The organism is Flavobacterium sp. LM4, from assembly GCF_002017935.1.
GTDB lineage: Bacteria > Bacteroidota > Bacteroidia > Flavobacteriales > Flavobacteriaceae > Flavobacterium > Flavobacterium chungangense.
Map to the genome: position 1 here is coordinate 215,191 of NZ_MUFW01000003.1, position 20,848 is coordinate 236,038.

Annotated in this window: 9 protein-coding genes; 8 read left to right on the forward strand and 1 reads right to left on the reverse strand. The window is 35.3% G+C overall.

Features of this window, described 5'->3' with window-relative positions; translation table 11 throughout:
- The first annotated feature begins 68 nt into the window (after nt 1–68).
- The 3 genes from BXU10_RS18360 (at nt 69) to BXU10_RS18370 (ending at nt 13,552) form a co-directional block, all read left to right on the forward strand.
- Entirely contained in the window at nt 69–5,816 is a 5,748-nt protein-coding gene (locus tag BXU10_RS18360) for a T9SS sorting signal type C domain-containing protein (RefSeq protein ID WP_189328109.1), read from the forward strand.
- Nucleotides 5,817–6,406: 590 nt separating this feature from the next.
- Nucleotides 6,407–9,520 carry a T9SS sorting signal type C domain-containing protein gene (locus BXU10_RS18365; protein WP_078229003.1) on the forward strand — a complete coding sequence of 1,038 codons (3,114 nt, stop codon included), beginning with the start codon at nt 6,407–6,409 and terminating at the stop codon, nt 9,518–9,520.
- Nucleotides 9,521–9,709: 189 nt separating this feature from the next.
- Nucleotides 9,710–13,552 (forward strand): calcium-binding protein, encoded by a 3,843-nt coding sequence (locus tag BXU10_RS18370; RefSeq protein WP_078229004.1) that lies wholly within the window; start codon nt 9,710–9,712, stop codon nt 13,550–13,552.
- On the opposite strand, the gene BXU10_RS18375 is transcribed toward BXU10_RS18370, so the two are convergent.
- Nucleotides 13,533–14,414 (reverse strand): cupin-like domain-containing protein, encoded by an 882-nt coding sequence (locus BXU10_RS18375; RefSeq protein WP_078229005.1) that lies wholly within the window; start codon nt 14,412–14,414, stop codon nt 13,533–13,535. The genes BXU10_RS18370 and BXU10_RS18375 overlap by 20 nt on opposite strands.
- A gap of 463 nt (nt 14,415–14,877) precedes the next feature.
- Here BXU10_RS18375 and BXU10_RS18380 point away from each other — a divergent pair, with 463 nt between their 5' ends.
- The 5 genes from BXU10_RS18380 to BXU10_RS18400 all read left to right on the forward strand — a co-directional run bounded on the left by BXU10_RS18380 (nt 14,878) and on the right by BXU10_RS18400 (nt 20,834).
- On the forward strand, nt 14,878–16,680 hold the full coding sequence (locus BXU10_RS18380; protein ID WP_078229006.1) for a type VI secretion system Vgr family protein: 1,803 nt from the start codon (nt 14,878–14,880) through the stop codon (nt 16,678–16,680).
- Nucleotides 16,681–16,682: 2 nt separating this feature from the next.
- Entirely contained in the window at nt 16,683–18,590 is a 1,908-nt protein-coding gene (locus tag BXU10_RS18385; RefSeq protein ID WP_078229007.1) for a hypothetical protein, read from the forward strand.
- Nucleotides 18,591–18,602: 12 nt separating this feature from the next.
- Nucleotides 18,603–19,361: a toxin-antitoxin system YwqK family antitoxin gene (locus BXU10_RS18390; protein WP_078229008.1), complete on the forward strand. Its 759-nt coding sequence runs from the start codon at nt 18,603–18,605 to the stop codon at nt 19,359–19,361.
- A 127-nt stretch (nt 19,362–19,488) separates the two neighbouring features.
- The gene (locus tag BXU10_RS18395) at nt 19,489–20,091 is read left to right on the forward strand and encodes a toxin-antitoxin system YwqK family antitoxin (RefSeq protein WP_078229009.1); all 603 of its coding nucleotides are present in this window, start codon (nt 19,489–19,491) and stop codon (nt 20,089–20,091) included.
- A 65-nt stretch (nt 20,092–20,156) separates the two neighbouring features.
- On the forward strand, nt 20,157–20,834 hold the full coding sequence (locus BXU10_RS18400) for a hypothetical protein (RefSeq protein WP_078229010.1): 678 nt from the start codon (nt 20,157–20,159) through the stop codon (nt 20,832–20,834).
- The last annotated feature ends 14 nt before the right edge of the window (nt 20,835–20,848 follow it).

The following is a 20,848-nucleotide window of genomic DNA, read 5'->3' on the forward strand; positions in this document are numbered from 1 at the left end:
CTTTTTCAACTCTCAATAAATCTTTAAGTAAAACTATATGTTTTTGTTTTGCTTTTTTTGTGTTTCAAATGAGTTTTGGACAATCAGGGTGTAACGTTGTTAAAGGAGGCGATTTTTCCGGAAATGCTTCTGGTTGGACATTAAAAGGAGATGCTTCTGGCTGGTATTATTCACCTTGGGCTTTAAATGAGATTTACATTGATGCCGATGGTGTTGTTGATGAGCCTTTATCACAAAATATTACGGCATTGTTTGGTAACACATTAACGGTTTCTTTTAACATTAAAGGACAAAATGCAAATAGAACAGCTTGTAATACTACTGCAACATTGAAAGTACGAATTGGTGGCACGCTATATATGACGATTAATAATCCGGCAAATAATAATAATATAACTACAGCTAATATTACTCCCTCCAATGGTGCTGTATTAACCTCAACAGCAGGATTTCCGATCAGCTCAATAGGCACCCTTGGTCAAGGTACAATAGTGTTTACGATTCCATGGTCATCAGGAACAGCAGCAAATCTTGAGTTTCTGGCGACTACCTCAAATACTCCTGCTGGAAGTGGATTGTGTCTTACTACATCAGGTGGTGATGACTGGATTCTTGATAACATTAGTGTTATTGCAAGTGATCCAACAGATTTTGTTATGACTGGATCTAATGGATGTGCAGGAACTAATACTGCAATGGGTCTTAATAATTCTCAAGTAGGAGTTAGTTATCAATTACAGCGTGATGGAGTAAACGTAGGTAGCATTGTTGCGGGTACAGGAGCTGCTATTAGTTTAGGAACTCAGTCTGTAGCAGGTACATATAAAGTGATGGCTATAGTTGGATCTGCGAATTGTAAAACGATGACCGGAAGTGTAGTAATTAATTCAGTGCCAACAGTTTCAAATGCAGGTCCAGATCAAACGAGTGCGGCTACGTGTGGATTGACTTCAGTAACATTAGCTGGTAATAATCCTACATCTGGAACAGGTATATGGTCTATTTTTAGTGGTGCTGGTGGTACTGTTACAACTCCAACAAGTCCGACTAGTACATTTACGGGGATAGTAGGAACAAGTTATACATTGAGATGGACAATTTCTAATTCGCCTTGTACAGCTTCTACAGATGATGTAGTAATTAGGATTAACCAAAGTCCTACAGTAAGTATTACCGGCAATAATTATATTTGTGCAGGATCTACAACAACTTTGTCTCCAACAACTGGTGGTACATGGACTAGTAGTAATGATTTGGTTGCAACAGTAAATAATGCGGGTCTTGTAACGGGGGTAGCGACCGGAAGTGCTACATTTACCTTTACCAGTAGTGTTGCGCCTGGTTGTACAGCAACTACACCAGCAGTAACAGTTTCAACAGGGTTATCTACTATTTATAACGCATCAGGTTCTTTTACTGTTCCTGCTGGAGTTACCAGTTTACAGGTTGAATGTTGGGGCGGCGGTGGTGCTGGAGGAGGGTCATCTGCCACTAATGTAAAAGGTGGAGGAGGAGGTGCTGGAGGAGCTTATATAATGGGGACAATTCCAGTTAGTGCTGGAAGTTACACTGTAACTGTTGGAGCAGTGAGACCTGGTACAGCGGCAGCCGGAGCACAGGGAAATCCTTCTTGGTTTGGGTCGACAAGTACAATATATGCTGAAGGTGGTGCGGGTGGTTCTGCACCTAATAATACAACTGTTAGTGGAGGAACGGGATCTAGTGCGAGTACTATTACTAATGGTACGCTTATAACAAAATCTCCAGGTTCAAATGGCGCAAATGGAACTACAACAATTGGTGGAGCTGGAGGTAATGGTGCAAATACTACTAGTCCTGAAGGTTTGGGAGGGGCACAGAGAACTACAAATGAGAATGATGGAAATGCGGGAGTTGCTCCAGGTGGCGGAGGCGGAGGTGCATTTCTTACAGATGGTACAGACCATATTGGTGGTGCAGGAGGCGCAGGTAGAGTAAGAATTACGATTGCCAGTCCAACAGCAAGTGCTGGAGGTAGCCAGACAATATGCCAAACAGGAACAGCTACAGTAAGCGGTGCAAGTGCAGCGAATGGAGCAATCTTATGGACCCATAACGGTGCGGGTTCATTAAGCAACGCAACAACATTAACACCAACTTATACAGCAGCAACAGGAGATGCAGGTAATACTGTTACTTTAACAATGACCGTATCAAATGGACCTTGTGTGACACCAGCTACTGCCACTTACACGGTAACAGTTCGTCCTACGATAACAGCTTCAATAAGCGGAACTACTTCGGTTTGTCAGGGAGGCAGTACGCCAAATGTAACTTTTACCAATCCACTTAGTGAAGCGATTACGGTAACATATAATATCAATGGCGGAACAAGCGGCACTGTAAATGTAGGGGCAAATACTACAGCAACAGTAGCAGCACCAACAGGAACATCTGGAACATTTGTTTATAATCTGGTTAGTGCAGTATATCAAGCAGCACCAACGTGTTCTGCATCTTTAACAGGTTCAGCTACCGTAACGGTTCGTCCTACGGTAATAGCTTCCATAAGCGGTACTACTTCGGTTTGCCAGGGAGGCAGTACGCCAAATGTAACTTTTACCAATTCACTTAGTGAAGCGATTACAGTAACGTATAACATCAATGGTGGAACAAGCGCCACAGTAAATGTAGGAGCAAATGCTACAGCAACAGTAGCAGTGCCAACAGGAACATCTGGAACATTTGTTTATAATCTGGTTAGTGCAGTATATCAAGCGGCACCAACCTGTTCTGCATCTTTAACAGGTTCAGCTACCGTAACGGTTCGTCCCACCGTAACAGCTTCAATAAGCGGAACTACTTCGGTTTGTCAGGGAGGCAGTACGCCAAATGTAACTTTTACCAATTCACTTAGTGAAGCGATTACAGTAACGTATAACATCAATGGTGGAACAAGCGCCACAGTAAATGTAGGAGCAAATACTACAGCAACAGTAGCAGTGCCAACAGGAACATCTGGAACATTTGTTTATAATCTGGTTAGTGCAGTATATCAAGCGGCACCAACCTGTTCTGCATCTTTAACAGGTTCAGCTACCGTAACGGTTCGTCCCACCGTAACAGCTTCAATAAGCGGAACTACTTCGGTTTGTCAGGGAGGCAGTACGCCAAATGTAACTTTTACCAACCCACTTAATGAAGCCATCACTGTAACGTATAACATCAATGGCGGAACAAGTGCTACTGTCAATGTAGGAGCAAATACTACAGCAATACTAGCGGCACCAACAGGAACATCTGGAACATTTGTTTATAATCTGGTTAGTGCAGTGTATCAAACGACACCAACGTGTTCTGCGCCTCTAACAGGTTCAGCTACCATAACGGTTCGTCCTACGGTAACAGCTTCAATAAGCGGTACTACTTCGGTTTGTCAGGGAGGCAGTACGCCAAATGTAACTTTTACCAATCCACTTAGTGAAGCGATTACGTTAACGTATAACATCAATGGCGGAACAAGCACCACTGTAAATGTAGGAGCAAATACTACAGCAACAGTAGCAGTGTCAACAGGAACATCTGGAACATTTGTTTATAATCTGGTTAGTGCAGTATATCAAGTAGCACCAACCTGTTCTGAACCTTTAACAGGATCAGCTACCATAACGGTTCGTCCCACCGTAACAGCTTCAATAAGCGGAACTACTTCGGTTTGTCAGGGAGGCAGTACGCCAAATGTAACTTTTACCAACCCACTTAATGAAGCCATCACTGTAACGTATAACATCAATGGCGGAACAAGTGCTACTGTCAATGTAGGAGCAAATACTACAGCAATACTAGCGGCACCAACAGGAACATCTGGAACATTTGTTTATAATCTGGTTAGTGCAGTATACCAAACGGCACCAACGTGTTCTGCGCCTTTAACAGGTTCATGTACTGTAACAATTCAACCAACCCCATCAACTCCAACAGTAGGTGCCACAACAAATATCAGTTGTACAACAAATACAGGTAGTGTTATTTTGAGTGATTTGCCATCTTCGGGAAGTTGGACAATAACAAGTACTCCGGCAACAGTAATTACAACAGGTTCAGGAACAAGTACGACTATCTCAGGTTTAGCAATAGGTAGTTATACTTTCACAGTAACTAATGATGGCGGATGTCCTTCTGCAGCATCATCTACAGTTGATATTTTTGATCATACCTCTACTACATGGAACGGATCAGGATGGAGTAATGGAGTTCCAAATGCATCAAAAAATATTATCATCGATTCTGTAACTCCAAATTCTCCTTTTACAGCAGATTTACAGGGTTGCGCGTTGACTATTAACAATGGTGTAATTGCTACAGTGCCATCAGGAGTAACCTTAACTATTACCAATGCAGTAACTACTAATGGACAGTTAATTTTTGAGAATAATGCAAGTTTGGTGCAAATTAATAATGTAGCTAATTCAGGATCTATTGTTTACAAGCGAATTTCTTATCCGATGAAGAATTTCGATGCTACTTATTGGTCATCTCCTGTAGCTGGACAAACCTTAGTTGATTTATCTCCTAATACCTTGTCAGATAAGTATATTGGCTATAACAACAGCGTCTGGAAAACAGAAGCCCGTACCAATGTAATGAAACCAGGTATTGGTTATGCCATCAGGGTTCCTAAACCTAATTATTGGCCTATACCTACGGCCACTACTTATGCGCAGCCTGTTGAGTTTAAAGGAGTACCTAATAATGGGAATATTACCAGCAGTCAGGCTGTTACAGCAGGGAAATATTACCTGATCGGAAACCCATATCCTTCAGCACTTGATGCAAGGGAGTTTTTATATTCTAATGCCAATAACAATGCAGTTTTAAACGGGACTATCTACTTTTGGACACATAATACGGGTATTTCACCAAGTGGAGGCAAATATGTATACAGTTCAAATGATTATGCTTCGTTTAATGCAACAGGAGGTACTGCTACCACAGGTGCGAACAATGCCATCCCTTCTGGTTACATAGCAGCGGGACAATCGTTTATGGCAAGTGCAAAAGCAAATGGAACTGTTCAGTTTGATAATTCAATGCGAGTTGGGGGAGCTGATAATGCACAATTCTTCAAACCCGGTAAAAGTTCAAAATCAACAGGCTTCGAGAGCCACCGTTTGTGGCTTAATATGACCAATTCAGGCGGAGCTTTTAAACAAACCCTGATAGGCTATGTTGAGGGTGCAACCAATAGTTATGATGATAATTTTGATGGAGAGACTTTTGATGGCAATACGTATATCGATTTCTACAGTGTCAATACAACCAATAAGCTGACTATCCAGGGTCGTGCCTTGCCCTTTACCAATACAGATTTGGTTCCTTTAGGATATCGCTCTACCATTGCGGGGGACTTTACCATTTCAATTGATAAGGCCGATGGCAATTTAGCATCCCAAAGGGTTTACCTTGAAGATAAGCAAACCGGTACGATAAACGAATTAACGGCAGGAAATTATGTCTTTACTACAAAAGCAGGAACCTTCAATGATCGGTTTGTATTGCGTTATAGTGCCAATACACTGGGTACGGGTGATTTTGAAGTGGCAGATGATGCAGTTTGGGTTAAGATTGCCAACAAAACCGTTAATGTAAATTCAACATCAGAAAACATAGATAAGGTATTTATCTATGATATTTCAGGCAAACAATTGTATGTGAAAAAGGATGTAAATAATCTGCAGTTGCTTATTGAGAATTTGCCATCTGCCCAACAGGTTTTATTGGTAAAGGTGATTTTGGACAATGGTTACCAGACTACAAAAAAGGTAGTCTTTAATTAAGATAACAGGGTAATAAAATTAAAAAATCCGATAGCGAAAGCTGTCGGATTTTTTTGATTCGTTCCTAAGAACCTGAGTTCGATTATTCAATAATTTGTTATTTATTAGATATTCTGCAAGTTTTTTTAACCTTGTAGGTATAAATACTGATGAAGATACCTACAAGGTCTCCAAAAAGACCTTGCAGGAACATTAACTGATATAATTTATTTGTAAACAAATTTTGTGCTGTCTTAATCGAACTCAGGTTAAGAGTATTAATCCAAAACAAAGTTTATTAAGGTGCTTTTGCCAGATTACTAGACTTTTATAAGTATAAATAAGTTTTTACTTACAAATTTTTAATTCTCTAAGACTAGAGAAAAGTATTACATCGAGTATTTATGCCTTTAATCGGATTTGCTTTTTTTGAGGTAAAAAAAATACAACAGAACTGCTATTTTTGCCCATTATTATACTTAATCTCAAGAATGTAAGGTTGATTTTCTTATGTATTTAATAGATAAGAGTTGAAAAATTAATCTTTTAATTCAAAACGGAAAGAATAAATTAATTGCCAAACAACAAATTTAACTAAAATAACCTGCTACATGATTCAAAAATCACTTTTGATTCTGCGTCCTTTGTTATTAAAGACCGCTCTCTTGTTTTTTTTATTTATTACTTCTAAATGTTTAAGTCAGACTACAGTTAACCGAATTTATACTGATTGGAATGGATACTGGACCTCTAATGCTGCTACGGGAGTAAATAATCAGCCCAATACTGAAAACAATCTTCTGGCATTTCAATGGAACGGGAAAACGTATGCAACCGGTGCTAATAATGCGGCTTTAACAGCTCATTCTGTTGTTTTTGAAAACTCTCTTTTTAGAGCTTTAAAAATTCAGTCTTTAGAATATACCTCCGCGACTTATTTTTTGCAAGGTTCTATGATTGATGGCTCTTTAACAAACAGGGTTTTAACTCCTCCGCTTTCGGGTCCTGCCTCTGTTCCTGCCGAGCTGGCTTCAAGACTTACTGACGGTATTAATGGTCTCGCTTTAGGAACCGGAATTGCCAATATAAAAGCAGCTTCTGCTTCATTTAAAGTGGGTACAAATAATGTTTTATTGAGTGCTATTGGAGATAATATACCGGATATTATTGTTACTCAGGTGGCTCAGCCAAATTCAAATGTAGATAAATTTAGATTTGTAGACAGCAATGATGTTACGGTTGGAATTCCCGTAAACGTTAACTTTGCTTCTATTTCGGTAATGGGAAGTTACCGATTAGATTTGTTTAATGCGAATAATGGAACACCTGCTTCTGGTTTTCCTGCAAATGATGTCCGTGATATCAGAGTATTGGCTATTGACTTAACTTCTTTTGGTATTACATCAGCGAATGTTGGTCTGATTGATAAGTTTGTCGTTGATTTTTCGGGAGATTCAGATTGTGCTTTTATTGCGTTTAACAAAAATTCATTAAAAACAGCTGAAGTTTCTTTGGTAAAAAAAGCCTCTATGACAGGATGTGGTGTAGTGGGAAGTGTAATTCAGTATACTTTTGAAGTTACCAATACAGGAGAAGTTCCTTTAACAAACTTAAGTGTTACCGATCCGAAGATAGGAACAATATCAGGATCGCCAATAGCTTCTTTGGCTGTGGGTGCCACTGCTATTTTAACCGCAAATTATACAGTTACAGCGGCAGATGTTAGTTTAGGAAGAGTTATTAATACTGCAAAAGTTATTGCAATCGATCCATCATTAAATACAGTTGAAGATATCTCAGGTCAGACCAATGGTGATGATATCCCCACTTCTATTAATTTATTAAATCCACCTATCATTGGCACGGTAAAAAATATTACCTGTAATTCATTAGGAACTATTAATTTAAGTGATTTACCTTCTACAGGTAGCTGGACATTAGAGAGAAATCCCGGAGGTATTACTTCAACAGGTACAGGATCTACAACCACAGTATCTGGTTTGGCGATAGGAACGTATAGTTTTAGGGTAACGAATAGTACAGGATGTAAATCTCCTTCCACAGCTACTATTTCAATTTCAGGTCAGACTACAAATACGTGGGATGGAAGCACCTGGTCAACAGGCTCAGTACCGACTTTAGATCAAAATATTGTTTTTACCGGAAATTATCCTCCGGCTGTAGATCCTAATGTTGATTTAAATGGTTGTACTTGTCTGGTTTCGGGTAGCAGTACTAAAGTTACCATAAAATCAGGTCGTACTTTGACTGTTACAAATTGGGTAAATGTAGCTACTAATGAAAATTTAATTTTTGAAAACAATGCGAGTTTAATGCAAACGACCAATGCTGTGAATTCAGGAGCTATTGTTTACAAACGTACTTCATTTCCGATGAAGAATTTCGATGCTACTTATTGGTCATCACCTGTAGTTGGACAAACCTTGGTTGGTTTATCTCCTAACACTTTGTCAGATAAGTATATTGCCTATTACGACAGTGCCTGGAAAACAGAAGCCCGTACCAATGTAATGAAACCAGGAATTGGTTACGCTATCAGGGTTCCTAAACCTAATTATTGGCCTATACCAACGGCTCCTACTTATGCCCAGCCTGTTGAGTTTAAAGGAGTACCTAATAATGGGAATATTACCAGCAGTCAGGCTGTTACAGCAGGGAAATATTACCTGATCGGAAACCCATATCCTTCAGCACTTGATGCAAGGGAGTTTTTATATTCTAATGCCAATAACAATGCAGTTTTAAACGGGACTATCTACTTTTGGACACATAATACGGGTATTTCACCAAGTGGAGGCAAATATGTATACAGTTCAAATGATTATGCTTCGTTTAATGCAACAGGAGGTACTGCTACCACAGGTGCGAACAATGCCATCCCTTCTGGTTACATAGCAGCGGGACAATCGTTTATGGCAAGTGCAAAAGCAAATGGAATTGTTGAGTTTGATAATTCAATGCGAGTTGGGGGAGCTGATAATGCACAATTCTTCAAACCCGGTAAAAGTTCAAAATCAACAGGCTTCGAGAGCCACCGTTTGTGGCTTAATATGACCAATTCAGGCGGAGCTTTTAAACAAACCCTGATAGGCTATGTTGAGGGTGCAACCAATAGTTATGATGATAATTTTGATGGAGAGACTTTTGATGGCAATACGTATATCGATTTCTACAGTGTCAATACAACCAATAAGCTGACTATCCAGGGTCGTGCCTTGCCCTTTACCAATACAGATTTGGTTCCTTTAGGATATCGCTCTACCATTGCGGGGGACTTTACCATTTCAATTGATAAGGCCGATGGCAATTTAGCATCCCAAAGGGTTTACCTTGAAGATAAGCAAACCGGTACGATAAACGAATTAACGGCAGGAAATTATGTCTTTACTACAAAAGCAGGAACCTTCAATGATCGGTTTGTATTGCGTTATAGTGCCAATACACTGGGTACGGGTGATTTTGAAGTGGCAGATGATGCAGTTTGGGTTAAGATTGCCAACAAAACCGTTAGTGTAAATTCAACATCAGAAAACATAGATAAGGTATTTATCTATGATCTTTCAGGCAAACAATTGTATGTGAAAAAGGATGTAAATAATCTGCAGTTGCTTATTGAGAATTTGCCATCTGCCCAACAGGTTTTATTGGTAAAGGTGGTTTTGGACAATGGTTACCAGACTACAAAAAAGGTAGTCTTTAATTAAGATAACAGGGTAATAAAATTAAAAAATCCGATAGCGAAAGTTATCGGATTTTTTTGGTTTTGAAAGAAAGTTTGATCATGTACATAAATCACTAAATGTGGGTATTGTGGCAAGTTAAGGATAAATATAAATTGCGTGTAAATTCTTATTAATTGTAAAAAAATATCCTCTAACTAAATTGTTTTTATTTTGAAATTAAAATTATATTATCTGCCTATAATTCTATTCTTCTTTTTATTAAATAATAGTAATGCCCAACAGGGAAAATTAGATACAACGTTTAACAGTTATGATAATGGCACCAATGGAGATGGGTTTGATAATGCCATAAGAACCACATCTATGCAAACGGATGGCAATTTAATTGTAGGAGGTGATTTTTTAAATTTTAATGGAAAACCACTTTCTTATTTGACACGATTAAAAACAGACGGGTCTGTAGATACCGATTTTGACACAGGTTCGGGCTTTAATGGGAAAATATATTCATCTTATATTCAGTCTGATGGAAAAATCATTATTGGAGGGAATTTTACCAGTTATAATGGAGAAAATGCAGGTAGATTGATTCGTTTAAATAGTGACGGCTCTCACGATACTACTTTTAATACATCATTAGGCGCAAGTTCAGGTATAATAAATCAGATTGTAACACAGTCAGATGGGAAAATTATTATTGTTGGAAGTTTTACAAAATATAATGGCATTACAGTAAACAGGATTGCCCGAATTTTGCCTGATGGAAATTTAGATGCCGGATTTTTAACCGGTTCCGGAGCTCCTTCAAATATCAATTGTATTGAAATTCAATCAGATGGTAAAATTATTTTAGCAGGCAATTTTATTAAGTTTAATGGTGTTGATGTGAACCGAATTACCCGTTTAAATCCTGATGGAAGTACAGATATTACTTTTAATGTTGGAAGTGGTTTTGATAACGATATTCATGCAATGTCTTTGCAGCCGAATGGTAAAATTATTCTGGGTGGAGAATTTACAGGTTATAATGGAAACACAGCAAACAGAATTATCCGATTACATCCGGATGGAACTCCAGATACGACTTTTTTGTCAGGAACAGGTTTGAATAATGGTATTGTATATGTTATAAAAACTGATACTTCAGGAAATATAATGTTGGGAGGTTCTTTTACAGATTTATATAATGGATTAGATGTAAACAGATTAATGCTCTTAAATCCTGACGGAATCATTAAACCTGATTTTGATATAGGCAATGGTCCAGGTTCTGCATCGGTATACAGTTTGGCTAATTCTTCTGAAGGAGGGTGGTATATCGGTGGTTCATTTTCAGTTTTTGATTCTCAAAATCAGGGTAAGTTAGCTAAAATTGATGCAAATGGAATCCATGACATTAGTTATTTATCGGCAGGAGTTGGGTTTGATAATTCCGTTTTAAAAGTATTGCCATTATCAGATAACAGAACAATGGTTTTTGGTAATTTTTCCAGATTTAACGGTGTTCCTTCTTCAAGAATTGCCCGCATTCTGCCAGATGGAAATTTGGATATTACCTTTAATTCTGCTCAGACAAATGCTAATAATAGTATAAAAACAGCAGCACAGCAACCAGATGGTAAAATAATCATTGGCGGAAATTTTACAAGTTACAACAGTACAACATCCAACCGTATTGCCCGCATTTTACCTGATGGAAGTTTAGACAACAGTTTTGTTTCCGGGATTGGTTTCAATGGTCAGGTAGTATCAGTAGCAATTCAATCAGATCAAAAAATATTGGTAGCGGGAAATTTCACGAAATACAACGGTGTTACATTTGGCCGGGTCGTAAGACTTATGCCGGACGGAACAATTGATGGTAGCTTTAATACTGTTGTTGGTGCAAATGGAGCTATTGACATAATATTAGTTCAGCCTGACGGAAAAATTATCTTAGGAGGAAGATTTGATATGTTTAACGGAACAGGATATTCCAGATTAGTACGATTAAATACTGATGGAAGTATAGACAGTAGTTTTTCTGTAGGTGCCGGATTCGATAAAAATGTATATGCACTTAATCTCCAATCTGATGGTAAAATTATTGTAGGCGGCTCTTTCTTAAACTATAATGGTATTTCAAAAAGACGAATCCTGCGACTCAATTCAAACGGAACGTTAGACACAACTTTTGATTCAGGAACTGGTTTTAGTAATGGTGATGTGCGAAGTATTTTGATACAGTCCGATGACAGAATTTTAGCAGGAGGAGCTTTTTCTGGAAATTATAACGGAATAGCTTCTTTACGCTTATTACGTTTATCTTCAAATGGTATTTATGACTCTTCATTTTCAGTAAGTCTTAATAGTACCTTATATACAATGGAAATTACCGCAGATAGCAAACTGATAATAGGAGGGAACTTTAATTCGGTTTCAGGAGTTGCCAAACATCGGGTTGCTCGTTTAAAATTGTGCACTGATAGTTCAAGATGGAATGGTTCCTGGTCTAATGGATCTCCATCTGAGGGAAAAGAACTAGTTTTTGAAGAAGATTATTTGTTTTCAGCTTCGGTAAATGCATGTAGTTGCAGTATCAATTCGGCTAAGACAGTGACAATTTCAAGCGGAAAAACTTTGGGATTGAGTTTCAATTATTCAGGAAACGGAATTTTAGTTTTAGAAGATACTGCTTCGTTGTATCAATCAGATGATGAAATGGTTAATACAGGAATTATTCATCTTAAGCGAAAAACGACTCCTATTCGAAAATTTGATTACACTTGTTGGTCTTCTCCTGTTGAAAATCATAGATTGATAGATGTTTCTCCGCATACATTATCAGATAAATTTTTCTCTTTTGATGCTATTTTAAGAAAATGGGCAGGAGAAGTTCCGACAAACATAATGACAGTTGGCAAAGGGTATATTATTCGGGGACCACAAAATTTCTCTTCTACAGTTCCTGAAAAATATGAAGCTATTTTTAAAGGCATACCGGTCAACGGAAAAATTACAATTCCGCTTGGCACTCCCGGTAACTCAAATTTAATTGGCAATCCATATCCTTCTGCAATTAATGCAGATTCTTTTTTAATAGATAATGCAGAAAATATAGAAGGATCACTTTATTTCTGGACGCACAATACAGCGCTTACCAATAATAAATACAATACAAACGATTATGCGGTTTATAATTTATTGGGAGGTGTAGGGACAAGATCTTCGGTATCTTCGGGACAAAATGAAACTGAACCGAACGGTAAAATTGCTTCGGGACAATCTTTTTTTGTAACAGGCTTAGTTGAGGGAGAAAAAGTGAAATTTGATGATAACATGCGAATCATAGAACAAAATTCCTCTTTTTTTAAACCGGCTAAAACTATTGAAAAAAAGAAAATAATAGAAAAAAACAGAATCTGGCTCAATCTGACCAGTGAAGAAAATGTTTTTAAACAGCTTTTAGTCGGTTATATTGAGGGTGCTACCAATAGTTATGATTTGTTTTTTGACGGAGAGTCTTTGGATGAAAATAGATATATTAATTTTTATAGCTATAACGAAGGTAAAAATTGGGTTATTCAGGGCAGACAATTTCCTTTTCATTCAGATGAAGTTACTTTGGGGTACAAAACAGAAATCAATGGAAATTTTACAATAAGTATTGATCATTTAGATGAAAGTTTTATTGGGCAATCAGTTTATCTGGAAGATAAAGAAAAAAAGATTCTGCATAATTTAAATGATGGATCCTATAGCTTTTCAACAGACAAAGGAATTTTTAATAGTCGTTTTGTTTTAAAATTTTCAGATAACACATTGCAGACCAAGGAATTTTCGATAAATAAAAAAGGTCTCGTTATTTACCAAAAGAAGGGACAATTAGTTATAGAATCAGAAGGCTCAAATATTCAAAAAATTGAAGCTTTTGATATTTTGGGGAAATTGATTTTAGAGCAAAACACCAATCAAAATTCCATAATAATTTCTAATCTGAAGCCCAAAAATCAGATTCTGATTTTTAAAATTAAAACTGAAAATAAGCTGGAAACTAAAAAGATAATCTATTAATTTCATTACGCAAATTTTCATTTGTGTTTTGAATTGCTTTTTCATTTTTATAATCTATCCATTTTTGACCTTTGAATTTTCGCATCAAAATATCAAAATGGCGCATGATCAAAACATTGTAAGCCGCTTTTGATAAATGGGTAATGTTTTTAGGAAATGAGCGTAAACTCATAGAAAATCCTGGAGTTAAATATTTCATATAGTGCCAGTAACCTTCCGGCATATATAACATTTGACCATGTTTTAGATTTGTGATGTAACCTTCGGCATTTTTCAAAGCGGGAAATTTATCATAATCCGGATTGTCAAAATCAATGTCTTCTCTCGAAATTAAAGCGTGAGGAACTTTATACATGTATTTTGACTGATCCGGAGGAAAAATCATGCACTGCTTTTCTCCATGAAAATGGAAATGCAGGATGTTAGAGTAATCAATGTCATAATGCATAAACACTTTAGAGTTTTCTCCGCCAAAAAACACCATAGGCAATTGTTTAACTAATTTTAGTCCAATATCAGGCCATAAAAAGTCATTTTTCAGAGCAGGTACATCTTTCATTAAGTTGTAAAGAAAAATTCGATAATTGGTAGGTTTTTCTTCCAGAAGATTAATGTAGTCACTCATTTTCATTGTGGTATGAGCTTCGTTAAATCCTTCTTCGTGATTAACGGGTCTGTCATCATACAAGGGTACGGTTTTGTCACCCGCTATTTCTTTAATATAGGACAATTTCCATTTATGGTAAGCAGGCCAGTCTTCTGTCAGTTCTTCAACAACAACCGGAATTTGTTTTTTTACATATTGGGAAATAAAATCAGATTTTGAGATTTTCTTAACCCTTTCGATTTGTTTTAGTTTCATGTCTTATAAAAATTGTGTCTGACACTTGGCCAGACAGCAATTTAGAAATAGTATTGTACCTGAATTAACTCAATTGCTTAAATTTTTAACTTAATCGAAACTTAAAGATTTAATAAATTAATCCTGTTGGATGAAATTGAAAAATTGGCAATCTGAGTGGAGTAGAAGTCTTTTTAAGCCAAAAAGCCTTTGACGAAGTTTATTCTGAATAAAGTCTAATTGTTTTAGGATGAAACAATTACTTGAATTATTAAATGATGTTTACTGCCAATTTTACAAATCGGATCTGTTTTTTCATCAAATCAATTTTAATCAATTTCACTAATGAGTAAAGCTGAATGTTTCTGGTTGTAGAGTTCTGTAATAAAAAAGTTACACAGTTTTCTGCGCATCCGTTGTTTAAGTAATTTAAAATTCTATTTTTACAAAAAAATCTTACTTAATAATTAATGTAAAAATAGTTATGGGACATTTTTCAGAACAGGTACATATCAGCATAGGGAGCTTTACCCAAAATGTTGTTTATCATAATTTAGAACTGTCACAAAAGATGGCCGATCACCATCATTTTTCTTTTGTATGGCAATATACAGGCAAGGCGATCATAAATCCGGCAGATCAGGCAAAGGCATTGCGAACGTATCTTGGAGATGAAGTTATCTTTACCTTTAAAAGCCTTACCGGAATCCGGTTGATGAGCAAAGGAATCATAACAGAACTATCTTCTATAGATCTTCATGGCAGCGCCGAAGGATTACATGTAAAAGGTATCAGCCATACTATCGTTCTGGATGACATGAAAAAATCAAGAACCTACCAGCAAAGAGGTTTGGATAATATAGTATTGGATATTTTAGCAGAAGGCCCAGGAGAATTCTATGAAAGAGATGCTATAAAATCTACCTATCTTCAGGAATTCAAATATATGGCACAGTACAATGAAACCAATTTTGATTTCTTAAAAAGATTGGCCAGTCGTTACGGGCAATGGTTTTATTTTGACGGAATGCGAATGCAGTTCGGACAAACCAAAACCAGTAAAATAAAACTCATCAACGGATCTTCGCTGCATGGTTTTAAAATCCAGACCAATATGGCTTCCCATAAAATTTCTTTGGGAGGGTATGATTACAATGGTGCATCCAATATTCGTAATTCGGCAGCAAGAACATCCTCAGGAAGTAAAGACAGTTTCTCTGCCGTTGTAGGACACAATCAGGGAACCGTTACCCAAAACGACTTAAGCAATGGAGCTTATACAACCAATGCTCAAAGCAGCGAAGAAATCGAAGAAATGGTCAAACTGCAAACAGCAGGAAGTGACGCCAATAGTGTGTATTACAGTGGAACCTCTTATTTTCCGTTAGGGCTTGGACAGGTTTTCAGCATCGTAAACCAGACTGTAGAGCACGAACTGATTGTGACAGAAGTGACACACCTTTCGCAAGTTCATGGAAACTATGCCTGTAATTTCAAAGCCATTCCGGCAGACGTTGCAGCACCACATTTTACAGACGTCAATGTATTTGCCAAAGCCGAAACACAGCCAGCCAAAGTAAAAGACAACAATGATCCGGAAGGATTGGGACGTGTAAAAGTGCAGTTCAACTGGGCAGGCGGAAACAATTCAAGTGAGTGGCTACGAATGATTCAGCCACACTCAGGTTCAGGAAAAGGATTTTATTTTATTCCCGAAATTGGTGAAGAGGTTTTAGTAGGCTTTGAAGGAAGCAATGCACAGAATCCGTATGTTTTGGGAGCACAATATAATGGCAGTGAAACCAGCGGTTATGCAGACGGTCAGAATAATGTTAAGGCGATTCACACGCGTTCAGGAATCAAATTTATTTTGAATGACGGAGATGGAAGTATTTTAATCGAAGACCCGAGTGGCAATACATGGAAAATGGATGGTCAGGGAAATATTGATGTGAATGCGCCAAAAACTTTTTCTGTGAATGCTGCAGATATTAATTTGTCAGCAAGTAAAAATATTAGTGTGAACGCCGGAATGAATATTTCTGAAAGTGCCGGAGGTGATAAATCTACCACTGTAGGTCTGATGCATACACTATCCATTGGAGTTGATTATATGGTAAATGTGACCGGTAAATTATTTGAAAATGTGATCGGAGAAAGAAAATCTCAATCTAAAAAAATTATAAATAACCACGAAAGCCACGAAATGAATATTGAGAAAAATAAAAATGTCCATACAGAAGGTGAGTTCAAAATCAATTCAACTGAAAAATCTAACATGTTTTAATTATGACCATCTACAGATCATCAGTCAAGAATACAGAAATTTGCGAGGAATATGTACTGTACACCAGAAACTATGTCGAAAATGTAGGCGGGAAATCGACTATTACAGCTAAGGGAGGTACAACTTTTGGTGATAAACCAGAAACTGCAAAACCTTTGGAAATAACAAATCTATATGTAAAAGTAAGATTAAATGACAATTACAATGGAGAATTCGGTTTTGATTGGGTCGATGTAGATCCAGAAACCAAACAGATAGAGAAAATACAAGGTGTACCTTTTTCAGAGGTAGAATATTTCTATAAAAAAGATCCAGCTAATCCAGATTTAGGAGATATTGTTGCAACAAGTACAGATCCGATAGGAGCAAAACATGCTATTCAGGATCATTATAATTTCAATCCTGTAAGTAAGCATATTGATATTCCATTTGCTTTAATTAAGTGTGATCAGGAAATAACATTAAGTGCCGAAATCATCCTTTGGCAAGGCGAGATAAAGGATGATGTAATTACGATAACCGGTGATGAATTTTATGAATTTGAAATCATTGGCGGAGAGAAAGAAGGTAAGACTGCCAAGATAAAAGTAACTAAGGCAGGAAAGATTGATTTCAAAGTAAAATGTTTGGAGGAAGGAAGTGAAAAAAAATATGAATTTAAACATAGTAATCCGGTTACAGGTTCTCACTCCGTGGGAGGTTTAACAATGATGGAAAACAACGAACTGAAATTGAAATTCAGGGTGATTGCTTTAGTATCCTCAGATGGCAACCCAAATGAAAAAGCGAAGGGTTTGTTTAGAAAGTTTAAAGATAACGATATTAAAAAATACCTGAATGAAAATTCTTTAAATCAGGCAGGTTATGAAGTGGAAATTGAGAATTTTGATACTATGGATAGTGCTGATGTAGATGATTATTTCTATGCTTTTGATAAAACAGATTGGACAAAAAAAGAGTTATTTAAAGTGGATCATGTTAAAACCAAAAAACATATCCTAATTTCATACTCACCTGATGGAAAAGAAATTAGCACCGAAACGGAAACAAAAGAAGTAAAAGACGTCGTAAGTGAGGGTACAATTGATTATAAAACAGTTGATTTTTATAATGAAAAATTGAAGTTAAAATCTAAAAGTTATAAGGGAGGGATTATCATTTTATCTGAGTATGAATCTCCTTCTGAAACTGGAGCTTTTAGTAGAACATCTCCCCTAAATCATTCTATTTTATTTATCTATTCAAATTCTGTTGAAAAAAAAGAAGACTATGCACACGAAATAGGACATATGCTTGGATTACCACACATTTTCTATAATCAAAAAGAAAAAAATGCGTTTAAGAATGCTAAAGAAAGTATTTTAGGTAATGGTGAATTAGAATTTATTTTTCAAAATTCTGTAAAAGTAAAAAACCCAAATTATAAATCAGGTATTAATAAAGATATTAGCGATGCAAATAATTACAACTATTATGATATGAATATTTTTAATTCTGATAAGAACACATTAACAAAATATCTAAATAATTTTATTAATGTATATCAAGTAAAATTGAATACTCTTAATTATTCAGAATTAAGTAAAAAAAATATTCAAAAACATATACTAGAAAATAAAAATGCATTAAAAATTATAGAAAACATTACAGATATTAGTTATAGAGAATACAATTTAACATGTCATTTTTTAACAACTGATTTCATTCTTCATTTGAAAAGATACAAAATGTATCTTACGGATATAATAGAACAAATTAAATCAAATTATTTGACTTTTAAACAAGGAAGTACTAACAACATAATGGATTACGATAATACAAAATTATACTATTTGCATAATCAAATAAAAACATTGAGAGATGACTCTAAAAATTATGTATCGGATATTTTGTCTACGAAAACCATTTAAAAATAATAAATAATGAAAAAAGCAATAATTTATACAGTCTTATTCTTACTTCTTATTTCTTGTCATTTATTTAAAAAGGGGTTTGAAGAAGCGCCAAGGGTAGGTCAAGGAATGGGACTTACTGAGACATCTAATGACACCTATGTATTTGAAGATTTTCCTAATGAAAATCTTGAGTCGGGAGTAAATTATGTTGAAGAAAATTTTATAGGACGTACCGTATATCCAAGATATGGAAGAGTATATAGCAGTGAGGAAGGTAATTTCAAAGAAGGGAAATGGTTAAGCGGGTACGCTGGATTTGATAAAAAAGGGGATGTATATGCAAAAGGGGGGATTAATAAAGAAGAATATTTTAAACAAGGACTACGAGATAGTGTTTTTAGATTATTTGATTCAAATCAAAAAGTTATTTATGAAACCACATTCAAAATGGGGACAGGTTTATGGAAAGAATTTCATTATAATGGTAAACTTTATTTTGAAGCATACACTAGAGATGGCTATTTTACAGATACATTAAAGTTATACAATCCGAAGGGAGAGTTAACACAAAAAAGGTTATATCAAAAAGATACTCTAATTTATATTATAGATTCCATTCGGTGTTTGAAATTTAGATATAAACCAAATAAAGCAAAATATCTTGAAATTGATAGTTTTAAACCTATTGCTTTAAAACAGGGCGAATTTATTGGTACCATAGACTTTAAAACTAAACAGGAATATGAAAATGATGTTTATACAAAATATACTTTAAAAAATCTTTAAATGAAATTATTGTTCATATATCTAGTTTCTACTGTTAGGGAAAAGAAAAACCAACTAAACATAATAGATTACTTTAATACGAAAGTATTTTTTTTAAGTCATCAAATTAAAATAATGAGAAACGATTATGAAAATTATTAGGAAAGTTTTGTGCTTATTTGTTTTATCTTTTTTTAGTTGTAAAATTAACAAAATTGATATTTCGGATACACCAGATAAAGGGATCTTTCTTGCTGGGAACTCAAATGTTTACAAAAATGGAGTTTATTTAAAGAATAATAAAGATTCATATTTTATCAGTCAAGATTTAATAATAAATAGAGAATTAATTGATGAGGATAATCCAAGTGAATATTTTATTTATCATGGTAAAAGAGAAGGATATGTTCACAATGGTAAACAAGAAGGGTTATGGAAATCTAAACGCAATTATTTTTTGAAAGACAAAGAAAACAAAGAATATATATTTCGTGAAGAATATTTCAAAAATGGTTTACGCGATAGTATTTATAAAATCTATGATAAGGAGGGAAAGATTATTTATTCTACTTATTTCAAAAATGGTACTGGCAAAGAAAAAGATTTTCATGAAAATGGGAAGCTCTATTATGAAATAGAAACAAAAGATGGGTATTTTGTAGATACTTTAAAGCTTTATAATGATAAAGGAGTTTTAATTGAAAAATTATTATACAAAAAGGATTCTCTGGTATATCGTAAAGTTTTTTAATCAATTATAAATATGGTAAGTGTTAGATTTTTTAAGCATCAAATTAGAATAATGAGAAAAGGATTATGAGAATTATTACTTGTACATCCATCGTAATTGCTTTAATTATATTGTTAGGGTGTAGATCGAGTCACCCAACTAAAATTTCAAAAATTGATTCTAAATTTCAAAAACATGATAGTTTAAAACAAGTTATTTATCAGGGAATAAACGCCGAGGTAAGTATTGAAAAAGTTATTTATGATTTACCTGATCAAACTAATTACTATATAAAATTTATGATTAAAAATATTAGCAAAAAGAAAATAGGAATTGATCTGACAAATTCGATAAAACAATTCTATCCAAATTATTGGTGCTTTTATTGTTCTACTAGCGAAGGTGTCAATGAAGGTGGTCGTGTTATTCAGTCAAATAATAATTATGAACAATTAAAAAATGATTTCAAGAAGGCTAAGATTACTATTATTAATGCAAATGAAGAATTTCACTACTATAGAAACATTTGTAAATACGATGATGAAATAATAAATTTTAGTGACATCAATGTACCCGAGAATTTTTTCAGAATTCGTTTAGATGGACAACTAATTATTACAAATGGCAAAGAAATAGAAGAATACAGATTAGACGATAAATCTGTAGAAAAAAGACTTATAATATTTAATTCCCCAATTTTAAAGAAACAAATATCAAAAGATGAAAAACAATTTGTATATAAAGTAATAGAATTAAGACCTTAGGGAATGGACCGATA